The following is a 24,852-nucleotide window of genomic DNA, read 5'->3' on the forward strand; positions in this document are numbered from 1 at the left end:
GAGACAGAATTCTTTTAAATTCTGTCTCTCTCCCTTAGTAATATCTTAGTCAATGTTCTTATGCGTTTGTTTCGCTACGAATATGCTCCCCAATAATAAGCAAAGACCACCTAATAGTTGAGTGGATTGTTCATGATGCGATTGACCTGTTTCTGGTAAAGATGATTGCGTCGTCGTATGCTGGTTTTCTTGCTTTTGATCTGATTGAGACGAAGGTACTTCATTAGATTTAACGTTACCAACATAGTAAGTATTTAATTCACGTGCACAATCTACGGAATTGACTTTTGACGCTGCTTTTTGTCGGTCATCTAATTCAGCGGCATTCGCAATACCGTGTTCAACATATGTTTCTCCACTTTGAAGTCGATTGAAGTTACTGTATCTATCATTTTTATATTCGACTTGGCCATTTTTATAAACTTTATAGACACCTATACCAGCATTTGCCTTATTGTGGCTTTCAATTTTGAAATAGTCCCCTTTATCAATTGCTTTGTCAAAGTTTTGTAAATCTGGATTACCACCACTATTTGATAATGCTTCCGAAGCAATTTCTTGTGCATTGTCTTTCGTCACTACATCAGTTGCGAGTGCATGTTGTCCGTTAAAAGCAGATAATATTACCGTACTTGTTAAAAGTGTTGACGCAAATAGAGAAACCTTCACCACAATGAAAACCCCATTTCATTATTTATCTTTTACAACGTTAGTGTAACACTCAGATTTAATTAAAATAGGGGATTAAAGTAAACCATATTGAAACTTTAAATTAGCTTAAAGAACGGCGTATTTGTAAAGTTAAATTTACAATAGTGATGTTTTAATGACTATAAGCGATTGTTTATATAACATGCATAGTTATCAACTTACCATTTCTTTTTAGAAAAATAAGGAATCGACCATGCCATCAGTAAAGTGAATATCAAGTGTGCGACCATCCATAAGGCATACGCTACCCAATTAAATTGGAACAGTGAACGTTCAGCCAACGTAATAAGTAATGGGTATAAGATTAGAAAAATAATCATTAATAAGAGATAACTTAATTTGTATAAAGGTTTGAATAACAGATAAATGATTAGAAACGTTATGTAAATACAAAATCCAATAATGATATGAATTAAAAGTTCTAAAATAAGTGGTGTCTTATTAGGATCTGCGATGAAATCAATGTTGATTAATAGCAAAGTAAGGTGTGTCGTATGCATCACCACATCCATGACAAACATGATAAGTAATAATAAAATACTAATGAACAATGCACTAAGTAAGTGATAGCTGTAACGAAACATAATCATCAACCCTTCGAATGTGTTTAACAAGCTATTCCCTACAGTAAAACAACTTACACATTTTAAAAATTTAGAATATTTAAAAAATGATATTGACCCAAGCTTGATCCAATGCTAATATAATATCAATTCAATAAAACTTGTTAACTCTTATCAAGAGTGGTGGAGGGATGTGCCCTGAGAAGCCCAGCAACCGTCGTGTAACGAAATGGTGCTAATTCACATAAAGTAGACAATACTTTAAGAGATGAGAGAAAGTGTATCGATACTTTCTCTTAAATAATAGAAAGTATTTTTTTATGTCTTCTAACTATTTAAGAGTTGAAGTGTAGTTGAATCATTTTAAAAAAGAGGTGTCGATATACATGAGAAAATGGTTAAGTATGATCAGTATTTTAGTTTTAATTATCGTGTTAGCAGGATGTAGCAAAGATAAAGAGGATGATAAGAAAATCACAGTTGCTGCTTCACCTGCACCCCATGGAGATGTGTTGAAGAAAGCTAAAGAACAATTAAAGAAAAAAGGTTATGATCTAGAAGTTAAAGAGGTTAATGATTATAAAGTACCAAATAAATTATTAGATAAAGGCGATGTAGATGCTAACTTCTTCCAACACGTACCGTATCTAAAAGCTGAGAAGAAAAGTCATGGCTATAAAATAGAAGAATTAGGTAAAGTATTTACAACGCCAATGGGTGTCTATAGTAAAAAATATAAACATTTGAAAGATATTCCTGAAGGATCAACAATCTATGTTTCAAATAACCCTGCAGAGGAAGGACGATTTTTATCTTTCTTTGTAGATGAAGGTCTGATTAAGTTGAAAAAAGGTGTCAAAATTGAAGACGCCAAGTTTGAAGATATTGCAGAAAATAAAAAGAATTTAAAATTTAATCATCAGCAAGGGGCTGAGTTTTTACCTAAAACATATAAAAACGGTGAAGGTGCAGCAGTTATTATGAATTCTAACTATGCCATCGATAATGGTTTAAAACCGTCTAAAGATGCAATTGTAATGGAAGGTAAATCATCACCATTTGCCAACATTATCGCAGTTCAAGAAGGACATAAAAATGATAAGAAGTTCCAAGAATTATTAAAAGTCATGCAATCTAAAGAAATTAAAGACTATATTAAAAAAGAATATGGAGACGATGTCATTCCTTACGAAAGTAAATAATCCTATATCTTTATTGGGGGAGTGGGACGACGAATTTAAAAAGAATTCTGTCCCACTCCCTCATTTTTTTAATAAATATGTATCATCAAAAAAACTAAAAATAGCAAATTATAATTATTTTTGATTATTCAGAAAATATTTACAAATCTGACAATTATTAGTAAGATATTGAATATTATCAATGAAACATTGTTTATTAAGATGGCCGGAGACTTTTCAAAGAGAGGGATGTAAAAGGGATGGTCGATTATGGGAGGATGAGTCAATATGAGTAAAGCAGAGGAATTAATACAAGAAGATGGGAAGTACTTTGCGGCATCAGGAAGAATTAAATATTACCCATTAGCCATTGATCATGGTTACGGTGCGACACTCGTAGATGTGGATGGTAAAGAATACATTGATTTATTAGCAAGCGCGAGCTCGCAAAATGTAGGGCATGCACCTAAACCGGTAATTGAAGCGATTCAGAAACAAGCTGAGAAATTGATTCATTATACACCTGCATATATGTATCATGAACCAGCAGTGAAATTATCTAAGAAACTATGTGATATTGCGCCAGGTGATTATGAAAAACGTGTGACGTTTGGATTGAGTGGATCTGACGCCAATGATGGCATTATTAAATTTGTAAGAGCGTATACTGGTCGACCGTATATCATTAGTTTTACAAATGCATATCATGGTTCAACATTTGGGTCACTATCGATGTCAGCCATTAGCTTAAATATGCGCAAGCATTATGGTCCTTTATTAAATGGCTTTTATCATATTCCATTTCCAGATAAGTATAGAGGTATGTATGAACAACCTAATCCTAATACAGTAGAAGCGTATCTTGCACCACTTAAAGAAATGTTCGCCAAATATGTGCCAGCAGAAGAAGTTGCATGTATTGTCGTAGAAACGATTCAAGGTGATGGTGGTTTGCTAGAGCCAGTAGACGGTTACTTTGAGGCGTTAGAAGCATTATGTCGTGAACATGGCATTTTAATTGCAGTAGATGATATCCAACAAGGACTAGGGCGCACAGGTACATGGAGTTCAATTGATCACTTTAATTTCACACCGGATTTAATCACATTTGGCAAATCATTAGCTGGTGGGTTACCGATGTCTGCGATTGTTGGTCGCAAAGAAATCATTGATACGCTTGAAGCACCGGCGCATCTATTTACCACTGGTGCCAATCCTGTAAGTTGTGAAGCGGCTTTAGCAACATTGAAAATGATTGAAGATGACGCATTACTAACTGCTAGCTCGGAAAAAGGCGCCTATGTACGCAACCGAATGGACAAATGGGTTGATAACTATCAATTTGTCGGAGATGTACGTGGTAAAGGTTTATCTATTGGCGTTGATATTGTGTCAGATAAACAAATGAAAACGAGAGCCTCAGAAGAAGCGCTAAAGATTTGTAATTATTGCTTTGATCATGGTCTTGTACTGATTGCAGTAGCTGGCAATGTACTTCGTTTCCAGCCACCATTAGTCATTACGTATGAGCAATTAGATTATGCGCTAGATACAATAGAAGATGCGTTACAAGCATTACAAGATGGACAATTAGACAACTATAATATAGATGGACAAGGATGGTAATAAGAAAAAAGGTGTCAAAATGGGAGTGGGACAGAATGCTTTTTAAATTCGTTGTCCCACTCCCAACTTGCTTTGCTTGTAGAATTTCTTCATGAAATTCTCTTTGCTGGGGCTCCGAACCCCAACTTGCTTAGCTTGTAAAATCACTTTCGTGACGCAAGAATGATTAGAACTGAGAAAAGCTTGAATTAAGCGCCTTCTCAGTTCAGTCAGCTACTGCGAAGGCACAAAATAGATTCATTATATTATTTTTGTCCGGACTCATTTAATATAAAAATCAAAAGAAGCACCTATCTCATGAAATTAAATGAGATAGGTGCTCTATGTTATGGCTATATTAATCTTTCGGTACGATGTACTCTTTTTCTTCATTTTTCTTAGAATGTCGAACACCATAACTTAAATAGATGATGATACCAACGACAAACCAAATTAAAGTATAGAGTTTAGCGTCGAAGCTTAATCCCCAGAATACAAGTAATACTAAGATGAATGTAATAATTGGTAGTACTGGGAAGAACGGTACTTTAAATGACGGTACGGGTAAATCTTTACCTTCACGTTTTCTTAGTCGATACATTGCAAGAGATACAAACATGAATGCAACTAATGTTCCGGCAGAAATAAGTTGTGCTAAGAATGCGAATGGGAACATTGAACCAATTAATACACCAATAATAGTAAGTATTAACAGTGCTCTGTTTGGTAAGTGCTTATGGTTTAATTTAGATAACCATGATGGTAATAAACCATCACGACCGAATGAATAAAGTAAACGTGATCCTGCTAACATCATACCAATTAAAGCGGTGAACATACCTATTACTGAAATTGCTTGAATGACAGCCGCGATAATACCATGACCACTTTGACGTAGTGCCCAACCTACAGGCTCTGCATTGCCAGCATATTTAGAGTAGTGGAACATACCTACTAATACTAATGCTACACCTACGAATAATACAAGTGCGACAGCTAATGAACCAAGAATACCACGTGGCATGGTTCTTTGTGGATTGATTGCTTCTGCAGAGTTAGCTGCAATAGAGTCAAAGCCGATATAAGCTAAAAATATCATTGAAACCCCAGCATAAATACCTTGCCAACCACCGAAATCACCATTTTCAGTGACTTTATGTTCTGGGATAAATGGTACATAATTGGATGCTTGAATGGCTGTTAAACCTACAATAATGAATAATACAATTGCTAATACTTTTAAGATAACTAAGATGTTCTCAATACGTGCAGTCTCAGTCATACCACGCGATAAAATAATTGCAGTAATAATGATAACTACAGCCGCGATAATGTCTATGACGCCACCATCTGCGCCAAACGGATTGGATAAAGCTTTAGGCAATACAATACCTAAAGGGGAGATCAGTCCTCTTAAATTTGCTGAGAATCCGGATGCTACAAAGGCAACGGCAATAAAGTACTCAGCTAAAAGTGCCCAACCTGCTACCCAACCTGAAAATTCGCCAAATAAAACGTTAATCCAAGAATACGCAGAACCAGCGAAAGGCATAGTTGATGCCATTTCAGCATATGAGAAGGCAACTAAACCTGCTACAATTGCTGCTAATAAGAATGATAACGCAACGGCAGGACCTGCATGTTCAGCTGCAACAACACCAGGTAATGTGAATATTGCAGTTGATACAATTGTACCAACACCTAATGCAAGAAAATCTCGAACACGTAATGTACGTTTCAAGTGCCCATCTTTATTTTGATAGATTGTGGGATCTTCTTTTCGAGTTAAATTTTTGAAAAAACTGGCCATAATCATGAACCTCCACTTACTTAATAAAATGAGTTATAAGATTAGCTTGTTAGCTCTAGAATATTTATTATCTTAGCATAAAACTTTATATTTTTGTCTAAAATTTCTGAAAATTTTAAGTTTTCTCACTTTTTATAAAATGACAGAGTATAACAAGGAAATTTTAAATGATAGATTTGATTATAACAGATTAAAAAGAAATAAAAACAACTAAAAAGAGTAAAATGATACTTAAAATATAAAAAGGGGTCTTTTGACTGAGAATAATATGCTAAAAACTTAGAATAAGTCAAGTAATTAGACCTTTTTTTAGCTACTTTTTACTAAAAAATTAAACTTTGTTGACCTATTCCATTATGGAATAGGTTCTATCGAAAATATGTATTTTATTAATAGTTACACACATACTATAATGAGTCATGTAATAAAGTTACATCATATTCAAATGCTTCTATTATGTGTAATAAATCCATCCCCTTATATTGAATCAACGCTTAAGTGTTGAACTTTATGATTTGTTACACCTCTTGACATAAATAGAAGACTCCCATCTCGCATTTGAATATGCATCCCTAACTGAGATTACTAGCAACAATGAAATAATGAAGTAACTTTAAATATAAAGAAGCCACAACTCATGTAACTAAGTCTTTCCCTCTTTTTCCCTTAAAAATAGACATGTATGTGGCTTCTTTTTAATATTAAAAAATAATTGGACTTTGAAAGGATATGAATTTAGATGACTAAAGAAAACTACTCTGCTGCAGATATGGTCATTGATACTTTAAAAAATAATAATGTGGATTATGTATTTGGTATTCCGGGAGCAAAAATCGATTATCTCTTTAACGCACTTGAAGATGATGGTCCAGAGCTTATTGTGACACGCCATGAACAAAATGCTGCTATGATGGCGCAAGGAATCGGACGTTTAACTGGTAAACCAGGTGTGGCATTAGTTACAAGTGGCCCAGGCGTGAGTAACTTAACAACTGGATTATTAACTGCTACATCAGAAGGAGATCCAGTGTTGGCTATCGGTGGCCAAGTTAAACGTAATGACTTATTACGTATGACACATCAAGCAGTAGATAATGCTTCTCTTTTAAGATCATCTACAAAATATAGTGCAGAAGTACAAGATCCTGAGTCTCTTTCTGAAGTAATGACAAACGCTATCCGTACAGCGACTTCAGGTAAAAATGGTGCAAGTTTTATCAGTATTCCGCAAGATGTTATCGAATCACCTGTAACATCTAAAGCAATTGATTTATGTGAACAACCACAATTAGGTGTTCCAAATTTAGAAGACATTCAAGATGTAATTAAAGCGATAAAACATGCTAAATTCCCAGTGTTGCTAGTAGGTATGAGAAGTTCAAGTGAGAAAGAAACAGAAGCCATTCGTCAATTAGTTGCGAAATCAAATTTACCAGTTGTTGAAACATTCCAAGGTGCAGGTGTGCTTAACCGTGAGTTAGAAAATCACTTCTTCGGACGTGTAGGATTATTCCGTAACCAAGTGGGTGACGAATTATTAAGAAAAGCTGATTTAGTCGTCACAATAGGGTATGATCCAATTGAATATGAAGCAAGTAACTGGAACAAAGAACTTGAAACAGAAATCATTGTTATTGATGAAGTACAAGCCGAAATTACAAACTTCTTACGTCCTAAAAAAGAATTAATTGGTAATATTGCAGGTACGATTCAATTATTATCTGAGAATGTGCATGAACCAATCATTAATCAAAGTCGTTTAGATGACTTAGAACGTTTAAGAGCAGATGTTATTGAAGCAACAGGTATTAAATATACTCATGAAGATGGTGTGATGCATCCATTAGAAATTATTGAAACAATGCAAAACACATTAACTGACGATACTACAGTTACTGTCGATGTGGGTAGTCATTATATTTGGATGGCACGTAAATTTAGAAGTTATAACCCAAGACACTTATTATTTAGTAATGGTATGCAAACACTTGGTGTTGCTTTACCTTGGGCAATTGCAGCTGCACTAGTACGTCCAAATACACAAGTTGTGTCAGTAGCAGGAGATGGTGGTTTCTTATTCTCAGGTCAAGATTTAGAAACAGCCGTACGCAAAAAATTAAACATCATCCAATTAATTTGGAATGATGGTAAATATAATATGGTAGAATTCCAAGAAGAAATGAAATATAAACGTTCAGCTGGTGTTGAATTTGGACCAGTTGATTATGTGAAATATGCTGAATCATTTGGTGCTAAAGGGTTACGTGTTACTAGCCAAGCAGAATTAGAAGCAGCATTAAAAGAAGGCTATGAAACTGATGGCCCAGTATTAATTGATATTCCAGTTAATTATAAAGATAATATCAAGTTATCAACAAATGTATTACCGGATTCTTTAAATTAATTTTTAGATAAACAAACTTAGGAGTGAATATTCAATGAGTCACGTATTATATCAACATGGTACGTTAGGTACATTAATGGCAGGTCTATTAGAAGGAACTGCATCTATCAATGAACTATTAGAACATGGTGATTCAGGGCTAGCGACATTAACTGGTTCTAATGGTGAGGTTATCTTTTTAAATGGTGAAGCATTTCATGCCAATGAACATAAAGAATTTAAGAAATTGAATGGCGATGAAATGACACCATACGCAACGATTACACGTTTTGAAGCAGACCAATCTTATCAAACCTCAGATAAGGATTCTGAAAACGTATTAAATGAAGTTAAGGAACATATGTTAAGTGATAATCTATTTTCTGCAGTGAAAATAAGTGGTACATTTAAAAAAATGCATGTACGTATGATGCCTAAACAAGAGCCACCGTATACTAGATTGATTGATTCAGCACGTAGACAACCAGAGGAAACACGTGAAGATATTAAGGGAACAATCATCGGTTTCTTCACACCTGAGTTATTCCATGGTATTGGGTCTGCTGGTTTTCATATTCATTTCGCTAATGATGATCGCAACTTTGGCGGCCATGTATTAGATTTTGAAGTGGATGATGTCACAGTGGAAATTCAAAACTTTGAAACATTCGAACAACATTTCCCAATCAATAATAAAACATTTACAGAAACAGAAATTGATTATGCGGATGTTGATGCAGAAATTAGAGAAGCTGAGTAACTAATAATCATACCTAAAGAAGAAAGATGAATTCATCTTTCTTTTTTAATTTATAAAATATAATATATGACACAATGTAAAATAATGGTATAATGACTTAGAATTTTATATTTATGGAGGTAGCCCTAATGCAATGTCCAAATTGTGGTCAGACATATCAACCAGGAGATCAATTTTGCGGTAGTTGTGGTAAGAAATTAAATGATTCAACGCTCCAATCAACGCAATCAGCAACAGAATCAGTCAATTCGGAGATTCAATCTACAACGTATTCTAAAACAGTTAAACAAGAAGGTTTCAATGAAACACAACGTGATAATGCGTATGAACATGGTGAATTTGCACATAGATATATGTCTTATGAACACCGTTATGCTGAAGGTCCATTCACACTGAAAGTGAAAACAACATTTAATGAAAGTAAGTCATTTTTTAAACAAGCATTTACTGCTCATGATGCTGTAATTAAAGGGAAACATTCATTTAGCCATACGTTACTTGCTTCATTAGTCGTTATTGGTTTGATCATATTGGGAATGTTTTTACACATATTTTCAGCAAGTTTATTTGATGGTTATTTTGTTGATACTGCAACAATTATCTTGAAATTTGTATTAACACTCCTGTTAGCACTTGTGTTTTTACTTGTCGTAACATTTGGCGTTATTCGCTTAATGATCGTAGAACGTATTTTATTTAAAAAGGTATTATCAGATTATATATTCATCAATACACTGTCAGTCAGTGTGCTGTTTTTAGGACTTGTTGTGTTTTTCCTTGAGTTCTATATTTTCAGTGGTATATTGATTGCGTTCTCTATGATTTTACTTATAACATCATCAATAGTCTTAATTTCGAAATATAGTGTGAATCATACACTACGTATAGCGAGTTTTTATGGCATCATGATTTTCTTTGTCATTATAGCCTTCGCCATGCATTTGTTCGGATCAACGCTTGTTCATCATTATGATGATTTAGGTATTGTACATCAACTGTTTTGGCGTTGGTCATAACGCGTTGGGACATGCAAGTCATTCATATTAACAATAAAAGGGAGTCGGACAGAATGTTTTTAAATTCGTCGTCCGCTCCCATTTTGCTTTGCTTGTAGGATTTTTTAGTGAAATGCGCTTTGCTGGGACACTAGATTATAACTGAGAAAAGCTGGGTTTAAGCGTCTTCTCAGTTTAGTCAGCTATTGTAAATTTCCAAAACAGTATCATTATATTATTTATGCCCAGATACTTTTTATCCATTGTTATTCAATTACAGGAATGATTAAGTGTGAATCATAATTGTCGCCAGTATATACAAGATGACGACCTTTGTTTACTGTATCTTCATGTTCATAGCGTGTTTTCATATTAGGTAAAGGTGTGCTATTATCTTTGATAATTTCGTTACCTTTAACAATAACTACTAAAGATTCACCTTTTTTAAATAATGTGCTTGATGGTAATAATTCTATTTCAACTGGCACGATTTCATTTGGGTTAACTTTTTGTTCGTGTTCATGTGTATGCCATGGTTGGGTAATTGTACGAAAACCAACAAGGTCGGTATAATTGTACAAAAACAAACATGTAAAGTGAGGTCTATAAAATGACTCAAGATCGTAGAATTAGGAAATCACAACAAGTGATTAAAATGGCATTTATCAATTTATTACATAAATATGATTTCAATGATGTAACTGTACAACAAATTACAGATTTAGCTGATATTAATCGCGGTACGTTTTATACGCATTACTTAGATAAATACGATTTGCTAGACAAAATGGAAGACGAACACGTAGATGTAGTGCGTACGTTTATTAAAGAAAGCAAACAAAGTAGTGGCGGGAAGTTCTCAACAGAGGATTTAAGACACATCATGGAATTTCTGATTGCACATATTGAGGATAATATAGCATTTTATCAATTAATGTTCAAAATAGGGACAGCGTCTAAATTGCATGAAAAATTATATGGCTTGCTAACGAACTATTTAAATAGTTTTACAAATACACAGGGTGATATTAGTGGTATTCCATTTTCTTATTTTATGAGTTATGTATCAGGTGCAGGATTATCATTCTTAAGACATTGGGTTGAGGATGATAACCGTATCCCTAAAGAAGATTTAATTCAATATTTTTACGATATTGTTAATAATGGACCAGCTACAATTATACAAAGAGAGATTAATAAATAATGTATGGCTTCTAATTACTGATATTAGTGATTAGGAGCTTTTTCATTTAACTGACATTCTATGTATCTTGGGTTATACATATATTTTAATATTTAAAATTAAGCATAAAAATAACGTTTTCTTAAGCCACAATTAAGAAAACGTTAGCCCAATAATAGAAATTGGAGATACATATTGGCTTACCTATAAGTCAGTAATATGTCCTTTATTTTTACACCTAGTTCCAAATCTCAAACGATCTAGGTGTTTTTTATTACAATTATTGTAGCATAACACTTGATGTTAAGTAATCTAAATAGAATCTTTGTGTCGTCTATATTTGACATATACAGAAATGTCGTTTATATTTTACATATACCGTAATTAATAATCTTGAGGTGATCAAAGATGACCAATTTTCGAGATAAAATGATTAATCGACTCATCGGCGTAATGACTGAACGTGATGAGCGAGAAAAAGAAATGCTATACGCACATGTTACGACAACTTTTGTTATTACTTATTTTGGCTTGCTTATATTAGCTTTCATTAGTTTAATCAATGATTATGTTGTGCAGCGTGTTAATATACCAACCATTGGTGTATTCGTTTTGTTCTTTATTGTGAATATATTCTTATCGATAGGTATTCGAAAACATCATTTAGATGAAAATCGAGTTTATACTAAAGAAGCCTATCAAAGGGTGTTAAAAAAGCATAAGTTAAGTTGTTTACTCGGTGGTATCATGTTCGGTGTCATTATGAGTTTACTTAATTTAACGCGATTATATTTTTCTGATCAAAAGATTGAATTAGGATTTTTTATAACGGTTAATTTGATGGCATCTTTAATTTTCGGTTTAGTCAGTTATTTTGCTGGTAAGAGTAAAATTGTTAAGGCATACAATGAAGGGGCGTATAAAGAATGAATAAATTTAGTAATGCGTTATTCAATTGGTTTACACAAAATCCTACAGGTCGAGATGAGCGTGAACAAGGTGTCCTTGAACATAAATTAGCGGTTATGTTTTTAATAACCTATATATTAATAGTTATCTTAGGTACAGTTAGTTTGATTATAGATATGATGAGAGAAACAGTAAGCTTCGGAACGGTGTGCTTATTAGTATTAAGTGTTATTTTAACGTTTGCCTCTCTATGGATTAATAGAAGAAATCGTTTAGATGAGTTAAAAACGACTTCTGCAGAAGCGTATAAATATTGGGTGAAGAAACTTGCATTAAAATGCGCGTTTTTAGTTGTTTATTTTGCAGTGATGATGTTTATTATTACAGGCGTTATCTTTCCGTATATTTTTAATGACGGGTTTGACTTTAAAGCACAATTCATCCGATGTGTCATCTCTGGCGTGCTATTCGGAGGCTTCATGTTTATTTATTACATGATGATGTTGAAAAAAGAATATTAACGATGATTCGGCTCCTTAAGTATTATATAATAAATTTATATAATACTTAAGGAGTCATTTTTATGTTAAACGCGGATCCAATTATTGCTAAAATGAAAAATCAAAAAATCAACTATGATCGAGTACTGAAAAAATTAATTCATCAATGGGAAAGGGAAGGATTGAGACCTAAAATCTTGCTACATAGTTGTTGTGCGCCATGTAGCACTTACACGTTAGAATATTTAACAGAGTATGCTGATGTGGCGATTTACTTTGCTAATCCTAACATCCATCCTAAAAATGAATATTTAAGACGTGCTAAGGTTCAAGAACAATTCGTTAAAGATTTTAATGAGAAGACTGGAAAGCAAGTGGAATATATTGAAGCGGAATATAAGCCGCATGAATTTATGAAAATGGCGAAATCACGTGGACTTACTGAAGAACCAGAAGGTGGCTTACGTTGTACTGCATGTTTTGAAATGCGTTTAGAGCTTGTTGCTGAAGCTGCTGTGAAATACGGCTATGATTACTTTGGTAGTGCCCTTACATTATCCCCTAAAAAGAATGCGCAATTAATTAACGAGTTAGGGATGGAAGTACAACATTTATATGATGTGAACTATTTACCAAGTGACTTTAAAAAGAATAAAGGATATGAACGTTCAATAGAAATGTGCAATGATTATCACATTTTTAGACAATGCTATTGTGGATGTGTCTTTGCTGCGATGGCACAAGGGATAGATTTCAAACAAATCAATCAAGAAGCTAAAGATTTCTTACAACAATTTTAATTAAAATGACTCCTAATTTGAAGTTGAAGCATTTCAAATTAGGAGTCTTGTTTTATAATGTTCGATTAATAAACCGTATAATAGCTAAGACGGCAATCACAAATGCAGAAAGAAAACCTGCAATTTTTAATCCTTTTTTCTGTTTCTCAGGTTCTGGATCTTCATTTTCCATCATTTCAAGCAACTCGCGTTCGATTTCAAGATCAAGTGCGGTCTTCTTTTCGCCATTATAGCCAATGCTATTATCATCATTTGATGATTGATGATTCGGTTTAGATGATTGCGTTTGGTTTTTAGACGCTTGGTCTGCATTGTGTTTAGTATCTTTATCTTCTGCAGTCATACGCATACCCCTCCGGTAAACTAGTTATCTTTGGCTTTAGTATAGTACTTTTTAAAATTAAGTAAAGCCATATCACCATTATTATTTGGCATCTAAACCAATGATATCACTTACATTGTTGTATTGATGTTGTTTTAAATATGCAGCGATGTCTTTATTAATCTTCTTAGTTAATCCAGGACCTTCGATAACTAATGACGAATATATTTGAACGAGAGAGGCACCATTTCGCATCATTTGAATGGCATCTTTAGCGCTAAATATACCGCCTGTGCCGATAATTAAGAATTCACCTTTAGTTTGTTGGTATGCCCATTTCACTAATTCTAAATTTCTTTTGAAAAGGGGGCGCCCACTTAAGCCACCGTCTTCTACTTTATTCGCAGATGTTAAACCATCACGTTGTCGTGTTGTATTAGCGAGAATCATACCATCAAATGTTTCTGTAATCGCTGGTAAAATCGTTTTAAATCCATCAAGCTCTAAATCAGAAGTTAATTTTAAGAAAATAGGGACATTTACTTCTGTATGCGCTTTGAAATCTTTTAATGCGTTACATAACATTGAAAATTCATCTTTATCATGGAAACTTTGTAAGTTCTCAGTGTTTGGTGAACTAATATTGACTGTAAAGAAGGATACATCTGCTTTAAACGTATCAATCACTTTAATGTAATCTTGATAGCGATCGTTGTATGGCGTCGTTTTATTTACGCCAACGTTTAAGCCAACAGGAATCGCGTATGAATGGCGACGTAAATTCCATAACGCACGATTCATACCAATATTGTTAAAGCCCATACGGTTAATTAAGGCATTATCTTCTACTAGACGATACATACGTGGTTTCGGATTGCCATCTTGAGGTTTTGGTGTAATACCACCTAATTCAAGTGCACCGAACCCAACATTTTCAAGTGCTTTAGGGACTTCACAAGATTTGTCAAAGCCTGCAGCTAAGCCGATTGGATTGTTAAATGTAATACCTTTAATCGTTTGCGTTAATGATGGGTCTTCATAATTAAATAGTTTATGCATCACAGGTAATAAGAAAGCACGCTTCTGTGCGAGTTTCAAAGCGTCGATCGTCATACTGTGTGCTTTTTCAGGGTCAAATTTAAATAATAGTGGTTTAATTAGTTTATACATAATAATGCTCCTATTTCATTGTATTTGAGGCTTACTATCCTCATTTAATATCATTGAAAAAACATTCCTCTCTAAGACTAGCATGTTCAACCATAATTGCATAGTTAATTTAAAGACTGTTTGAAAATTTGCCTTAACTAAAATCGATATAAGGACGTACGATTAGTTAACGCATTTTCAGGAAATATAATATAGTAAGAAGATGTATGCGAAGGAGGAATCATCATGAAGAAAGATTGGCAAGCACAGCTACCATTAGACCAAATCAGTGATATTTCACCAGTCAGTGGTGGAGATGTCAATGAGGCATTCAAAGTAACGACGAAGGATGATGTGTATTTCTTGTTAGTTCAGCGTAATCGAGATAAGTCATTCTATGCAGCTGAAATCGCTGGACTCAATGCATTTGAACAAGCAGGTATAACGGCACCACGTGTCATTGATAGTGGTGAAATCAATGGGGATGCTTTCTTGATATTAAGTTATTTAGATGAAGGAACAAGTGGTAGCCAGCGTGAATTAGGTCAATTAGTAGCAAAAATGCATAGCCAACAACAACAAGATGGTCAATTTGGGTTCGATTTACCACATGAGGGTGGAGATATTTCATTTGATAATTCATGGTCAGAGTCATGGGTTGAAATCTTTGTCGAACGTCGCATGGATCACTTGAGAGATGAACTGATGCGTAAAGGGTTATGGCATGCCGAAGATAATAAAGTATATGAACAAGTCCGTACTGTGATGGTAAATGAATTAGAGGATCATCACAGTAAACCATCGTTGTTACATGGAGATTTATGGGGTGGCAATTACATGTTTTTAACGGATGGACGTCCAGCGCTATTCGACCCGGCTCCGTTCTATGGAGATAGAGAGTTTGATTTAGGTATTACGATGGTATTCGGTGGCTTTACCCAAGCATTCTATGATGAATATGAGAAACATTATCCTTTAAGAAAAGGTGCACGTAAACGTTTAGAATTTTATAGATTATATTTATTTATGGTTCATTTACTTAAATTTGGTGGAATGTACGCAAGTAGCGTGAACCGATCAATGGATGAAATATTGGCATAAACAATAAGCATAAATGGCACCGGTACAGTGATACCGGTGCCATTTATGTTTATTATTTTTCATTAATTGATTTTAATAATTGTTTGCCGTTATCATATAACATTTTTTTTAGTTCATGTCGTGAGATGAATTCAGTTGATTCCAATTCATCTGCTAACATTGTAACGACTTGATCTGTTGTATACGGTGCATCTGAACCATATACAATTTTATTCATATCTACACTTTGAGCAATATTTGGAAGCTGATAAGGTAAGACTTTTCCAGCTAAATCAAAATATAATGTTTGCATAACTTGTTCTAAATCATCAGGTTGACGCGTACTACCAAACATCTTATTACCCATTGCGACACGTTGCGCAATGACAGGCAATAATGCGCCACAATGCGGAATAATCCATTTAATATTTGGATACTTGCTAAACACATTATTTTGGCTCATATAAATGACTGTGCGTGTGGTATCAAAGATAAACTCCATTAAAGGTGCAGGAACAACGTCGCTCATTGCTTCGATATTAGGCTTAGGCTCATTTGGGTGCAGTGCCACAACGGCATGACGTTCATTTAATTTAGCTAATATGTTATCCAAACGGTCATCACCAATATAAATACCTCGTGCATTTGTAGGTAAGGTGAAACCTAAAGCACCTTGTTGATCTAATGCAGTATTAATCGTTTCAATGCTTTCATCCACTAATGGAAGTGGTAACGTCGCAAAGAAACCTAATTGCTCTGGGTATATGTGTGTAAATTCAGATGCATACGCATTGACTTCTTTAGCTAAGTCAATCATTTCTTCATCTGGTGCCACACTGATATGTGGGCTCGAAATAGATAGCACACCATATTCAATGTCCATACGTGTCATTAATTCTAAATAACTTTCAGGTGAGAACTTCGGTGTTGCTACGCCATCACCTTTGCCATCGAAATAATCATCTAGAAACTTCGAGAATCCAGGTGATATATAATGTGCATGTAAATCAATTTTCTTCATATTTTATTACGCTTCTTTCTCTTCTTCTTTAAAAGTTAGCCAATCATCAATTTCATCATAATAGGCATTGACTTCGTTCGGTCTATCAATGCCTTGTAACTCACTGTTCACATCATAGCCAATAGCATTTAATGCATAAGATAAGCAAGCATAACTTGGACGATAATCTGCAAAGTCATTCTTTGGCAAATTAATCGTCGTTGGTTTAACCGGTGTTAGGCTATCTTTCTCATATATACATTCAAGACGTGTAATATACCAAACGCCTTGATTATCTTGTTCGAGACAATATACTAATTTGGCATCTGATTGTAATTCCATTTCAACATTTTGAATTGAAAGGCGTGTTTGAATGGTCGCTTGCATAATTGCTACAGCACGTGTGTCATTAATCCAAACTTGGGGGAGTGGGACAGAATTCGTTTTAAATTCGTCGTCCCACCCCCGCAAGGATGACTAGAACTGAGAAAAGCTTGATTTAAGCGCCTTTTCAGTTCAGTCAGCAACTGCGATTTTGCAAAAGAGCATCATTATATTATTTATGTCCTAGGCTCCTAGATGAAGCGACAAACTCACTACCATTACCTTTAAACCATGAAATATTGATATAAGAATCATTTGCGAAACACGTTTTCATGCTCTCCCATAGGGCATTGTCACGACAGAAACGTTCAAATTGAATAAGCTCAAGAATATCTTCTTTAGCGAGTAACGTTTCGTTAGTATAAGGTTTATTTCTCGTGAAAAGCACTAAAATGACACTCCTTTAATTCAAATTAATCCCACATTTCAAGTAATACATTAGCGAAACCTTCAGGTTCTTGAACGTATCCTAAGTGACCCCCTGGAATGTCGATGATGTTGATACCAGTTTCTTCAGAAATGAAGAAGTTAACTTCTTGAGGGAATGAACCTTTTGAAGCTGTACCATTTAATAAAGTAATGATGTCATTATGTTTATTAAAATCATCAATTGAAATATCGGATTCTGTATATTGACGAATTTCATATTTGAACCAACCTAACATTTCATCGAAACGTTTTTTACTGTCAGCATCATTCTCAGCTTGAGCTGGTTTTGACATGTATTGTTGGTCTAATTTACTAATTTGTAACGTTTCGCCAAATAATTTCATTGCTTGAGGCATACCTTCATTAATTGCAATATCAATGATTTCAGCATTTTTATCTTGCCAATATGTCGCATCTGGTAAAAATGTGTTAATTGGTGGTTCGTGGAATGCGATTTTTTTAACGACATCTGGATGTTCTTTTAAGATGTGCATTGCCACGATTGAACCTGAGCTTGAACCTAATACATAGACAGGTTCATCACTTAATGATTTCGCTAATTCAGCGATATCTTGTGCGTCACGTTTAACACGGTAACGACTATCTGGATTGATTGCTTCTTCAGGTAGTGGTTCAGTTAATTCACTTTGACCATAGCCACGGCGATCTACAGCGACAACTGTGAATTTATCTTTTAATTGTTGTGCAAGTGGCATGAAGATATCTCCAGTTCCGTTTGCACCAGGGATGAAGATGATAACAGGACCATTGCCCACTTTGTGATAACGTAATTTAGCGCCTTGTAATTCTAATGTTTCCATTTATAAAACCTCCGATTAAATTTGTATGATTTAGTCTTTAATTGTAGTTATATGACTATTTATCTAAACCCAACAATTTAGCACCATTGGTATAACTCATTTTCTCTTGTTCTTCTTCAGTTAAACCTAGTTCACTTAAGAATGTGCCTAAATTTTCCGGTTCAACATAAGGGTAGTCAGCTGAATATAGTATTCTATCAATACCGACTTCTGCTTTGATTAAATCAAATTGTGGTTTCGTTAACATACCACTTGGTGTAATGTAGAAATTATTTTTGAAATAATGACTAATTGGATGTTGTAAGTGATCTGCAAATAAAATAGAATCCATTCGTTCTAAGAAGAATGGTACAAATTCACCCCAGTGTCCAATAATAATATTTAAGTTTGGATGACGATCAAATACACCTGAAAGCACTAAATGAATCGCGTGAATACCTACATCAACATGCCAGCCATAACCGAAACATGCGAATGTAGCAGCTGTTACGTCTGGATAGTTCCCTTTATAGTACGCTTGATATACATCACTTTGTACTGGAGATGGATGTAAATAGATTGGCGTGTTTAATGCTTCAGCGGCGGCGAATAATGGTTCGTATGCATCTTGATCAAGGAAACCGTTTTTAGGATGTCCCATAATTAAGGCACCTTTGAACCCTAAATCATTGATACAACGTTTGAATTCTTCCACTGTTGCTTCTGGTTCATTAATTGGTAACGTCGCAAATCCAACAAAGCGTTCTGGATATTTTTCAATATATTCTGCTAATGTATCATTCGCTTTTTTACATAAATCAATTGCGCGTTGTCCTTCTAGGTTTGATGGTGCACCATTACCATAGGATAATACTTGCATTTCAACATCATGTTTATCCATAAATTCAATACGTTTGTCGTGATGTGATATTTCATCTGCATCAGTGAAACCTGATTTTTGTTCAAGACCTTCTAGCATTGTTTTCATTGGCACGCCCTTAGGGTCAGCGGACATATGTTCCATTGTTTCCTTTTGAATTTCTTCTACAACATAATGTTCTTCAAAGTTAATACTTTTCATTAGAAAAGCCTCCTAAAATTTAAATAATTATTCAAAATTACCAAGGCATAGTGCCATTGCCATCAATAAAGGTACCTGTAGGGCCATCTGTATCAATAGTTGCAAGTTGAACAATAGGGATGATACCTTCAGATGCAGGTTTAGAATTGTTACTAAAATCTCCAACTAAATCCGTGTTGGTTGAACCTGGATCTGCAGCATTGATTTGCATATGCGGTAATCCCTTCGCATATTGTACGGTCAACATCGTTACGGCAGATTTTGATGAACAATAAGCTAATGAATTTACTCTAGATTCTTGTGTATCAGGGTTTGTTACCATGCCGAATGAACCTAAACCACTACTTACATTGACTACAACAGGTTGGTCAGATTGTTCAAGAAGTGGAATGAAGGTGTTCATCATACGTACGATACTAAAGACGTTTGTGTTATACACGTTCTCCACGTCTTCAACAGTTAAATCTGCAGGTTTAGCGAAACCACCTGAGATACCAGCATTATTGACTAATACATCTAAACGTCCTTCTTGTTCTTGAATGGTTTTAAAAGCATTTTGGACTGAAGCGTCATCCGTAACATCTAGTTGCACATAATCTATGCCAAGTGATTCAGCAGCTTTTTGACCGCGTGCTTCATCACGAGAACCAATATAAACTTTATGTCCTTGTTCCTTTAGTGCTTTCGCAGTTTCAAAGCCTAACCCTTTGTTGCCGCCAGTGATTAACGTGATTCTTTTCATTATTTCGTCACCTCTGTAGGTAAATATAGTTTGATTAAATTATTTCTAAATGTTTCATTAGAAAGTTGTCGTTCGTTTTTTTGAAATTCAAAGGTCTCAGTTGTTAAAGATTTTAATAGCATATCTGTTTTAAATATTGCCCAAGATTCGTCTGTATAATCATTAAATAAATCAAAGTAATATTGATTCAAATGTTTGAAGAAGTCACTTTCACGGAACAACTGGGCATTATCTTTACCTTCAATACAATGTAATAAACCACTATTATCCGTTTTGAATTTTAAAAATATATCCAGCGAATGGGCCATGATATCAGTTTTAGACGCATAGTGTGATTTGATTTCTAGCATTTGCGTCATAATGTCATCGAAGTCATGTTCGATAATGCGATAGCATAGGTCACTTTTATCTTTGAAGTGACGATAGAGTGTCCCCATACCAATATTCAATTCCTTAGAAATTCTATTCATACTTACATTTTCAACGCCTTCGGAATTAAATAATTCTAGTGCTTTGTCTTCAATACGTTGTCGATTCTTTAATGCATCCTTACGCATCATATCACCTCTTAAATAGATTTCGTTGACAAACGGATAATTGTCCGTTTATTATAAATCTTGTTAATGATGAATACAAATATAAAGGGTTAATTAATTTATTTTTTGAAAAGAGGGTAAATATGTCATTAAATAAACATCAAAGACACGTGACGAGTGAAGAGTTGAAAGCACATTTCCATGAATCAACATTAAGTATTGAAAATATTGCTCAAGAAATGAATATTTCTATTGAAGAAGTGGAAAGGGTATTAGACATGGATGCGCCAAATGGTTTCTTTGGCAATAAATTGCAAACATTTATACACTTAGTGTGGGATGTTCGTGATTTAATTAATGACAACATTAGACAAAACGGCAATCAACCTAAAGACTATACGTATTTAAAAGGTGACAAAGAAGATTATTGGTTTTTACAATAGGAGAGATAAATAATGAGTAAAAGTATATTAGTTATTGGTGCTACAGGTAAACAAGGTAACGCTGTAGTAAAGCAATTATTGAAAGATGATTGGAAAGTTCGTGCTTTTACACGTAATCAACATAATGAAACGTTGACTTCAATCGATAGTGACCATTTAGAGATATTTGAAGGCGATTTAAGTCATCAAGATAGCTTATCAAAGGCTATGGAAGGACAATATGGTGTTTATAGTGTTCAACCTATTATTGTAGACAATGTAGAAGAAGAATTACGTCAAGGTAAGATGATTATTCAAATGGCGGAACAACAAGGTATTGAATACGTTGTTTACAGCACTGCAGGTGGTGTGAATCGTGATCGTACAGGTCCTCACTTTGAAGCACTTGCTGAGATTGAGAATGAGCTTAAAGCAAGCGCGTTAAACTACACAATTATTAAACCATCATTTTTCATGGATAATTTCTTAAGAATTACTAAAGTAGAGAATGGCGAAATTGTAATTCCTGAATTTATCGATAGAGATGTTAAATTTGCGATGATTTCTTCAATCGATATCGCTAAAATTGCAGCCAATGTGTTTGCGAACAATGAAAAATATAACCACCAAGCCATTGAAATCGCTTCTGATGAACTTACGTTAAAAGACGTTGTGAAGACATTTGCTACGGTGACAGGTAAACCTACAGAAATTAAAGGGTCATTTTCAAGTGGTACTGCCGAACGTGGTTGGCTTGAAGAAAAAGGGTATGTGATTGATTTTAAACAAATGGATGACATTAATCCCAATCGCTTAACGTTAGAACAATGGATTAGTGAAGTGAACTTTTAATTTTTTTTAAATGAGGGGGAAGACTATGATTCAGTCAATGTGGTTTAATTTACATGTCGAAGATTTAGAACGTAGCGAGCAATTTTACAAAAATTTAGGCTTTGAAATCAATAAGAATCCAGATATGCTAGACAAAATGGTTGGTATTACAATCGGACAAACGATTGTGATTTTAATTGAAAATAACCATTTTGAAAAAGTGACGCATGAATCAGTTTCAAAACAACCTAATGAAGTCATCATATCTTTAGGTGTAAAAACGACTGATGAAGTGGATGAGTTAATGCATAAAGTGGAAGTGCTAGGCGGTAAAGTGATTGATGAGCCTGGGACTTATCAAGGATATTACGGTGCAACTTTTGCAGACCCAGATGGACATAAATATAATTTCTTAGTTTGTTAGTTCAATTAATTTTATAAAATACGCTAATTAATATACGCCCCAAAGTTAGAATGAGATCTAATGTTGGGGCGCATTTTTAATGAAAAAGTGATCATGAAGACGTTTTTTTATCTTTATATAGGTTCATATAAATGATAGAAATAATGATTAAAATCGCACCGGTTATGAATTTAGGTGTTAATGGTAAAGGGAAAAACGGGAAAGAAAATATAAACACAAATATAGGATTGAGGGTTCTTATAATATTCGCTTCACGAAACGAAATGTATTTCAAGCCTTCATAAAATAATAAAAGTCCTATTACACCACTGCACAAAGCAGAAAGTAAAATAGAGAACAAACCTATGCCTATATGTATGGTATGTAAATGATTAGTCACAATTAATATGATACCTAGCAACAAAGTAGAAGTCGCCTGATTGTATAGTAAGATGGTTTTAGAATCAATGTCTTTAACGGTCTTTTTAGCTAACATATTCGTTAGCGCAAAAAAGAATGTATAAGATAGGGCGGCAATCACACCTAATAAACTGTTAAAATCACCTGAAAAATGAGTAATCAAGAATGAACCTATAACAGCAAAAATTATAGGAAGGGTATCGTGTTTGCACAACGTTTCATTTAGAAAGAGAACTGAAAGAAACAACGCAAATATAATATAAAATCTTCCTAATAATCCAACACTAACTGGATCTAACAAACTTAAACTTACATATTGGAGTAAAATACCTATTGTATTAGTAATACCTAAGAGCCATATAAATTTGTTATGATAGATTTTTATTTTACTTTTATCGAATAATACAGTGATTAATAATATTAAAGTTGAAAACAAAGCATTAAAAAAACTTGCTTGAATAGGTGATAAATCAGTGAGTGAAAGTTTGTTTAATATTGGGGTTAAAGACATGATTGCTACGGAAATAATATTAAATAAATACCCTTTTTTAACCTTATTCATGGTATGCTCCTAAATATTTAAAAATTTCTTCATATAACCCATCTTGAAATGATAATAAATTTTTGTCTAATGGTTCTTTCGTAAGTATTCTTTCAGTAGTTTCTGAATATTTCGGTATATCTTTAAAATAGCTTACTTCAGCTTTTGTAATTGTAGTGGTATGGCCATTTGGTAGTATATAGTAACCTAAATAGTCTATATCATTTTCAGTGATGACAGCGCCAGACTCTTCATAAGCTTCTCTGATAGCTGTCTCATTCATCGTTTCATTATGGTTTACCTTACCTCCTGTTAATTCCCATGCTCTTTTTTTATTTTTAACAAAAACAAGATGTCCTTGATAGGTTAAAACAATTAAAACAGAATCATATTTTGTAACTGTCTCATTAAATTGAAGTTTGATTTGGTCTATGTTCATTTTCTTGAACCTCCTTTATAAAGTAATCTATAACTCACACTGATCAATAAAGAAATATTATTTTATATTTATATAATAATAAAATTAATTATAATCCTTTTTCATTGAGAATGAAACTTCTCTAAAATAAAGAGTTGTGACAATTCGCTCTATATATAGAAATATTTATGTAAGTATACTAGCAATATGTGAAAGTAAACGAGTTAAATAAGTAGTTATTTGAGAGATAATGAAACGTAGTTGCGTAGACTCCTAGGGGAGCATTAATTTTAATGAACCTAAGTGCTATAACACTTAGGTAAGTAGTTCTAATGATTAAAAACAAAGAACTACTTTAGAGTCTTTCCCGCAAGAAAGCGTCGCAACAAATTGAGTAAATATTCATCTAAGAATTTCTTTACGACCCAGCCCCCTAGGCAAGCGTCTCAACTTAAGTGAAATGAAAATCCATTTAAGAACTACTTTAGAGACAGCACCCCAGGAACGCGAAGCAACTTAAGTGAGTGAATATCTATCGAAGAACGTCTCTATAATATTCCAAGTTCAAAATTTTCCTATAAGAACTATGTACAGAAAAAAGGCTGTTCTTAAAGTCGAAACCTTTAAGGGCAGCCTAAGTCTTAATAATATGCTTTTAATTTTCTTGAATATTGCCGTATTCTTCTCTTAAGTCATACACTTTATCTGGTGTAACGTCTTGTCCAAGTGGGTCTAAAACTTTCATAGTAGAGAAAGTATGAAGTACTTGACCTCTTATCATACCTAAATATTCTTGTCTTAATTGATGTTGTTCTTGTTTTTCTTCAACGCTCAAACTTTCAACTTTTTCTTTATTTGCTAATTGATTAATTCTATCTAGTAATTCTCTCATTA

Annotated in this window: 27 protein-coding genes, 2 pseudogenes and 1 riboswitch; of the genes and pseudogenes, 13 read left to right on the top strand and 16 right to left on the bottom strand. The window is 33.9% G+C overall.

Translation table 11 applies throughout. The features are described from left to right. Positions 1 to 45: 45 nt before the first annotated feature. The gene (locus KA878_RS07195; RefSeq protein ID WP_193838909.1) at positions 46 to 672 is read right to left on the bottom strand and encodes a cell surface protein; all 627 of its coding nucleotides are present in this window, start codon (positions 670 to 672) and stop codon (positions 46 to 48) included. A 197-nt stretch (positions 673 to 869) separates the two neighbouring features. Further along, positions 870 to 1,295 (bottom strand): hypothetical protein, encoded by a 426-nt coding sequence (locus KA878_RS07200; protein ID WP_193838910.1) that lies wholly within the window; start codon positions 1,293 to 1,295, stop codon positions 870 to 872. A gap of 147 nt (positions 1,296 to 1,442) precedes the next feature. Further along, a riboswitch (SAM riboswitch) is annotated at positions 1,443 to 1,549 on the top strand. 111 nt (positions 1,550 to 1,660) lie between these two features. Between KA878_RS07200 and KA878_RS07205 the strand changes: the two genes are divergently transcribed. Together KA878_RS07205 and KA878_RS07210 are read left to right on the top strand one after the other, a co-directional pair. After that, on the top strand, positions 1,661 to 2,476 hold the full coding sequence (locus KA878_RS07205) for a MetQ/NlpA family ABC transporter substrate-binding protein (protein ID WP_193838911.1): 816 nt from the start codon (positions 1,661 to 1,663) through the stop codon (positions 2,474 to 2,476). A gap of 267 nt (positions 2,477 to 2,743) precedes the next feature. Next, a complete protein-coding gene (locus KA878_RS07210) occupies positions 2,744 to 4,081 on the top strand; it encodes an aspartate aminotransferase family protein (protein WP_193838912.1) in 1,338 nt (445 codons plus the stop codon). Between the two features lie 337 nt (positions 4,082 to 4,418). Here the strand turns inward: KA878_RS07210 and KA878_RS07215 are convergent, their stop codons facing one another. Continuing rightward, positions 4,419 to 5,870, bottom strand: a complete 1,452-nt coding sequence (locus tag KA878_RS07215; protein ID WP_053028895.1) for an APC family permease — start codon at positions 5,868 to 5,870, stop codon at positions 4,419 to 4,421. 739 nt (positions 5,871 to 6,609) lie between these two features. On the opposite strand from KA878_RS07215, the gene alsS reads away from it, so the two are divergent. The 3 genes from alsS to KA878_RS07230 all read left to right on the top strand — a co-directional run bounded on the left by alsS (position 6,610) and on the right by KA878_RS07230 (position 10,029). Then, positions 6,610 to 8,274: an acetolactate synthase AlsS gene (alsS, locus tag KA878_RS07220; protein WP_107629170.1), complete on the top strand. Its 1,665-nt coding sequence runs from the start codon at positions 6,610 to 6,612 to the stop codon at positions 8,272 to 8,274. 34 nt (positions 8,275 to 8,308) lie between these two features. Next, positions 8,309 to 9,013, top strand: coding sequence for an acetolactate decarboxylase (gene budA, locus KA878_RS07225; protein WP_053028893.1), 705 nt, complete (start codon positions 8,309 to 8,311; stop codon positions 9,011 to 9,013). 128 nt (positions 9,014 to 9,141) lie between these two features. Further along, positions 9,142 to 10,029, top strand: coding sequence for a zinc ribbon domain-containing protein (locus KA878_RS07230; RefSeq protein ID WP_193838913.1), 888 nt, complete (start codon positions 9,142 to 9,144; stop codon positions 10,027 to 10,029). A 245-nt stretch (positions 10,030 to 10,274) separates the two neighbouring features. On the opposite strand, the pseudogene KA878_RS07235 reads toward KA878_RS07230, so the two are convergent. Beyond that, a pseudogene (locus tag KA878_RS07235) lies at positions 10,275 to 10,556 on the bottom strand (CocE/NonD family hydrolase C-terminal non-catalytic domain-containing protein); the annotation flags it as partial. A 62-nt stretch (positions 10,557 to 10,618) separates the two neighbouring features. On the opposite strand from KA878_RS07235, the gene KA878_RS07240 reads away from it, so the two are divergent. The 4 genes from KA878_RS07240 (at position 10,619) to KA878_RS07255 (ending at position 13,400) form a co-directional block, all read left to right on the top strand. After that, positions 10,619 to 11,212, top strand: a complete 594-nt coding sequence (locus KA878_RS07240; RefSeq protein ID WP_193838914.1) for a TetR/AcrR family transcriptional regulator — start codon at positions 10,619 to 10,621, stop codon at positions 11,210 to 11,212. Between the two features lie 387 nt (positions 11,213 to 11,599). Further along, positions 11,600 to 12,121: a DUF3278 domain-containing protein gene (locus tag KA878_RS07245; protein ID WP_178377495.1), complete on the top strand. Its 522-nt coding sequence runs from the start codon at positions 11,600 to 11,602 to the stop codon at positions 12,119 to 12,121. Beyond that, the gene (locus KA878_RS07250; RefSeq protein WP_193838915.1) at positions 12,118 to 12,621 is read left to right on the top strand and encodes a hypothetical protein; all 504 of its coding nucleotides are present in this window, start codon (positions 12,118 to 12,120) and stop codon (positions 12,619 to 12,621) included. The genes KA878_RS07245 and KA878_RS07250 overlap by 4 nt, the downstream gene beginning before the upstream one ends. A gap of 62 nt (positions 12,622 to 12,683) precedes the next feature. Next, positions 12,684 to 13,400 (top strand): epoxyqueuosine reductase QueH, encoded by a 717-nt coding sequence (locus KA878_RS07255; protein ID WP_075109409.1) that lies wholly within the window; start codon positions 12,684 to 12,686, stop codon positions 13,398 to 13,400. A 52-nt stretch (positions 13,401 to 13,452) separates the two neighbouring features. Here the strand turns inward: KA878_RS07255 and KA878_RS07260 are convergent, their stop codons facing one another. Beyond that, entirely contained in the window at positions 13,453 to 13,743 is a 291-nt protein-coding gene (locus tag KA878_RS07260; protein WP_075109410.1) for a hypothetical protein, read from the bottom strand. Positions 13,744 to 13,824: 81 nt separating this feature from the next. After that, positions 13,825 to 14,892, bottom strand: a complete 1,068-nt coding sequence (locus KA878_RS07265; RefSeq protein WP_193838916.1) for a quinone-dependent dihydroorotate dehydrogenase — start codon at positions 14,890 to 14,892, stop codon at positions 13,825 to 13,827. Positions 14,893 to 15,117: 225 nt separating this feature from the next. Between KA878_RS07265 and KA878_RS07270 the strand changes: the two genes are divergently transcribed. After that, positions 15,118 to 15,972 carry a fructosamine kinase family protein gene (locus KA878_RS07270; RefSeq protein WP_193838917.1) on the top strand — a complete coding sequence of 285 codons (855 nt, stop codon included), beginning with the start codon at positions 15,118 to 15,120 and terminating at the stop codon, positions 15,970 to 15,972. 52 nt (positions 15,973 to 16,024) lie between these two features. Here the strand turns inward: KA878_RS07270 and KA878_RS07275 are convergent, their stop codons facing one another. The 7 genes and pseudogenes from KA878_RS07275 to KA878_RS07305 form a co-directional block, all read right to left on the bottom strand. After that, positions 16,025 to 16,972, bottom strand: a complete 948-nt coding sequence (locus KA878_RS07275; protein WP_193838918.1) for an amidohydrolase family protein — start codon at positions 16,970 to 16,972, stop codon at positions 16,025 to 16,027. Positions 16,973 to 16,978: 6 nt separating this feature from the next. Next, positions 16,979 to 17,422 carry a hypothetical protein gene (locus KA878_RS07280; protein WP_228480678.1) on the bottom strand — a complete coding sequence of 148 codons (444 nt, stop codon included), beginning with the start codon at positions 17,420 to 17,422 and terminating at the stop codon, positions 16,979 to 16,981. 88 nt (positions 17,423 to 17,510) lie between these two features. Then, positions 17,511 to 17,723, bottom strand: a pseudogene (locus KA878_RS07285) (bile acid 7-alpha dehydratase); the annotation flags it as partial. A 25-nt stretch (positions 17,724 to 17,748) separates the two neighbouring features. Next, on the bottom strand, positions 17,749 to 18,585 hold the full coding sequence (locus KA878_RS07290) for an alpha/beta fold hydrolase (RefSeq protein ID WP_193838919.1): 837 nt from the start codon (positions 18,583 to 18,585) through the stop codon (positions 17,749 to 17,751). Between the two features lie 55 nt (positions 18,586 to 18,640). Continuing rightward, positions 18,641 to 19,645: an amidohydrolase family protein gene (locus KA878_RS07295; RefSeq protein WP_193838920.1), complete on the bottom strand. Its 1,005-nt coding sequence runs from the start codon at positions 19,643 to 19,645 to the stop codon at positions 18,641 to 18,643. A gap of 37 nt (positions 19,646 to 19,682) precedes the next feature. Continuing rightward, positions 19,683 to 20,387: an SDR family NAD(P)-dependent oxidoreductase gene (locus KA878_RS07300; protein ID WP_193838921.1), complete on the bottom strand. Its 705-nt coding sequence runs from the start codon at positions 20,385 to 20,387 to the stop codon at positions 19,683 to 19,685. Then, the gene (locus tag KA878_RS07305; RefSeq protein WP_193838922.1) at positions 20,387 to 20,944 is read right to left on the bottom strand and encodes a TetR/AcrR family transcriptional regulator; all 558 of its coding nucleotides are present in this window, start codon (positions 20,942 to 20,944) and stop codon (positions 20,387 to 20,389) included. Before KA878_RS07305 ends, KA878_RS07300 begins: the two co-directional genes overlap by 1 nt. A gap of 122 nt (positions 20,945 to 21,066) precedes the next feature. On the opposite strand from KA878_RS07305, the gene KA878_RS07310 reads away from it, so the two are divergent. Genes KA878_RS07310 through KA878_RS07320 form a run of 3 tightly spaced genes read left to right on the top strand, consistent with a single transcriptional unit; the run spans position 21,067 to position 22,600 of the window. Next, a complete protein-coding gene (locus KA878_RS07310; protein ID WP_193838923.1) occupies positions 21,067 to 21,366 on the top strand; it encodes a DUF2316 family protein in 300 nt (99 codons plus the stop codon). A 12-nt stretch (positions 21,367 to 21,378) separates the two neighbouring features. Continuing rightward, the gene (locus KA878_RS07315; protein WP_193838924.1) at positions 21,379 to 22,197 is read left to right on the top strand and encodes an NmrA/HSCARG family protein; all 819 of its coding nucleotides are present in this window, start codon (positions 21,379 to 21,381) and stop codon (positions 22,195 to 22,197) included. Between the two features lie 25 nt (positions 22,198 to 22,222). Beyond that, positions 22,223 to 22,600, top strand: coding sequence for a VOC family protein (locus KA878_RS07320; protein WP_075108203.1), 378 nt, complete (start codon positions 22,223 to 22,225; stop codon positions 22,598 to 22,600). 91 nt (positions 22,601 to 22,691) lie between these two features. Here the strand turns inward: KA878_RS07320 and KA878_RS07325 are convergent, their stop codons facing one another. The 3 genes from KA878_RS07325 to KA878_RS07335 all read right to left on the bottom strand — a co-directional run bounded on the left by KA878_RS07325 (position 22,692) and on the right by KA878_RS07335 (position 24,850). Then, complete coding sequence (locus KA878_RS07325) at positions 22,692 to 23,561, bottom strand: DMT family transporter (RefSeq protein WP_075108202.1); 870 nt, start codon at positions 23,559 to 23,561, stop codon at positions 22,692 to 22,694. Beyond that, a complete protein-coding gene (locus KA878_RS07330; protein ID WP_075108201.1) occupies positions 23,554 to 23,979 on the bottom strand; it encodes an NUDIX hydrolase in 426 nt (141 codons plus the stop codon). The genes KA878_RS07325 and KA878_RS07330 overlap by 8 nt, the downstream gene beginning before the upstream one ends. A 634-nt stretch (positions 23,980 to 24,613) precedes the next feature. Then, positions 24,614 to 24,850: a DUF896 domain-containing protein gene (locus tag KA878_RS07335; RefSeq protein ID WP_011274805.1), complete on the bottom strand. Its 237-nt coding sequence runs from the start codon at positions 24,848 to 24,850 to the stop codon at positions 24,614 to 24,616. Positions 24,851 to 24,852 lie beyond the last annotated feature (2 nt).

It is taken from the genome of Staphylococcus sp. GDY8P57P (genome assembly GCF_017892585.1).
GTDB lineage: Bacteria > Bacillota > Bacilli > Staphylococcales > Staphylococcaceae > Staphylococcus > Staphylococcus borealis.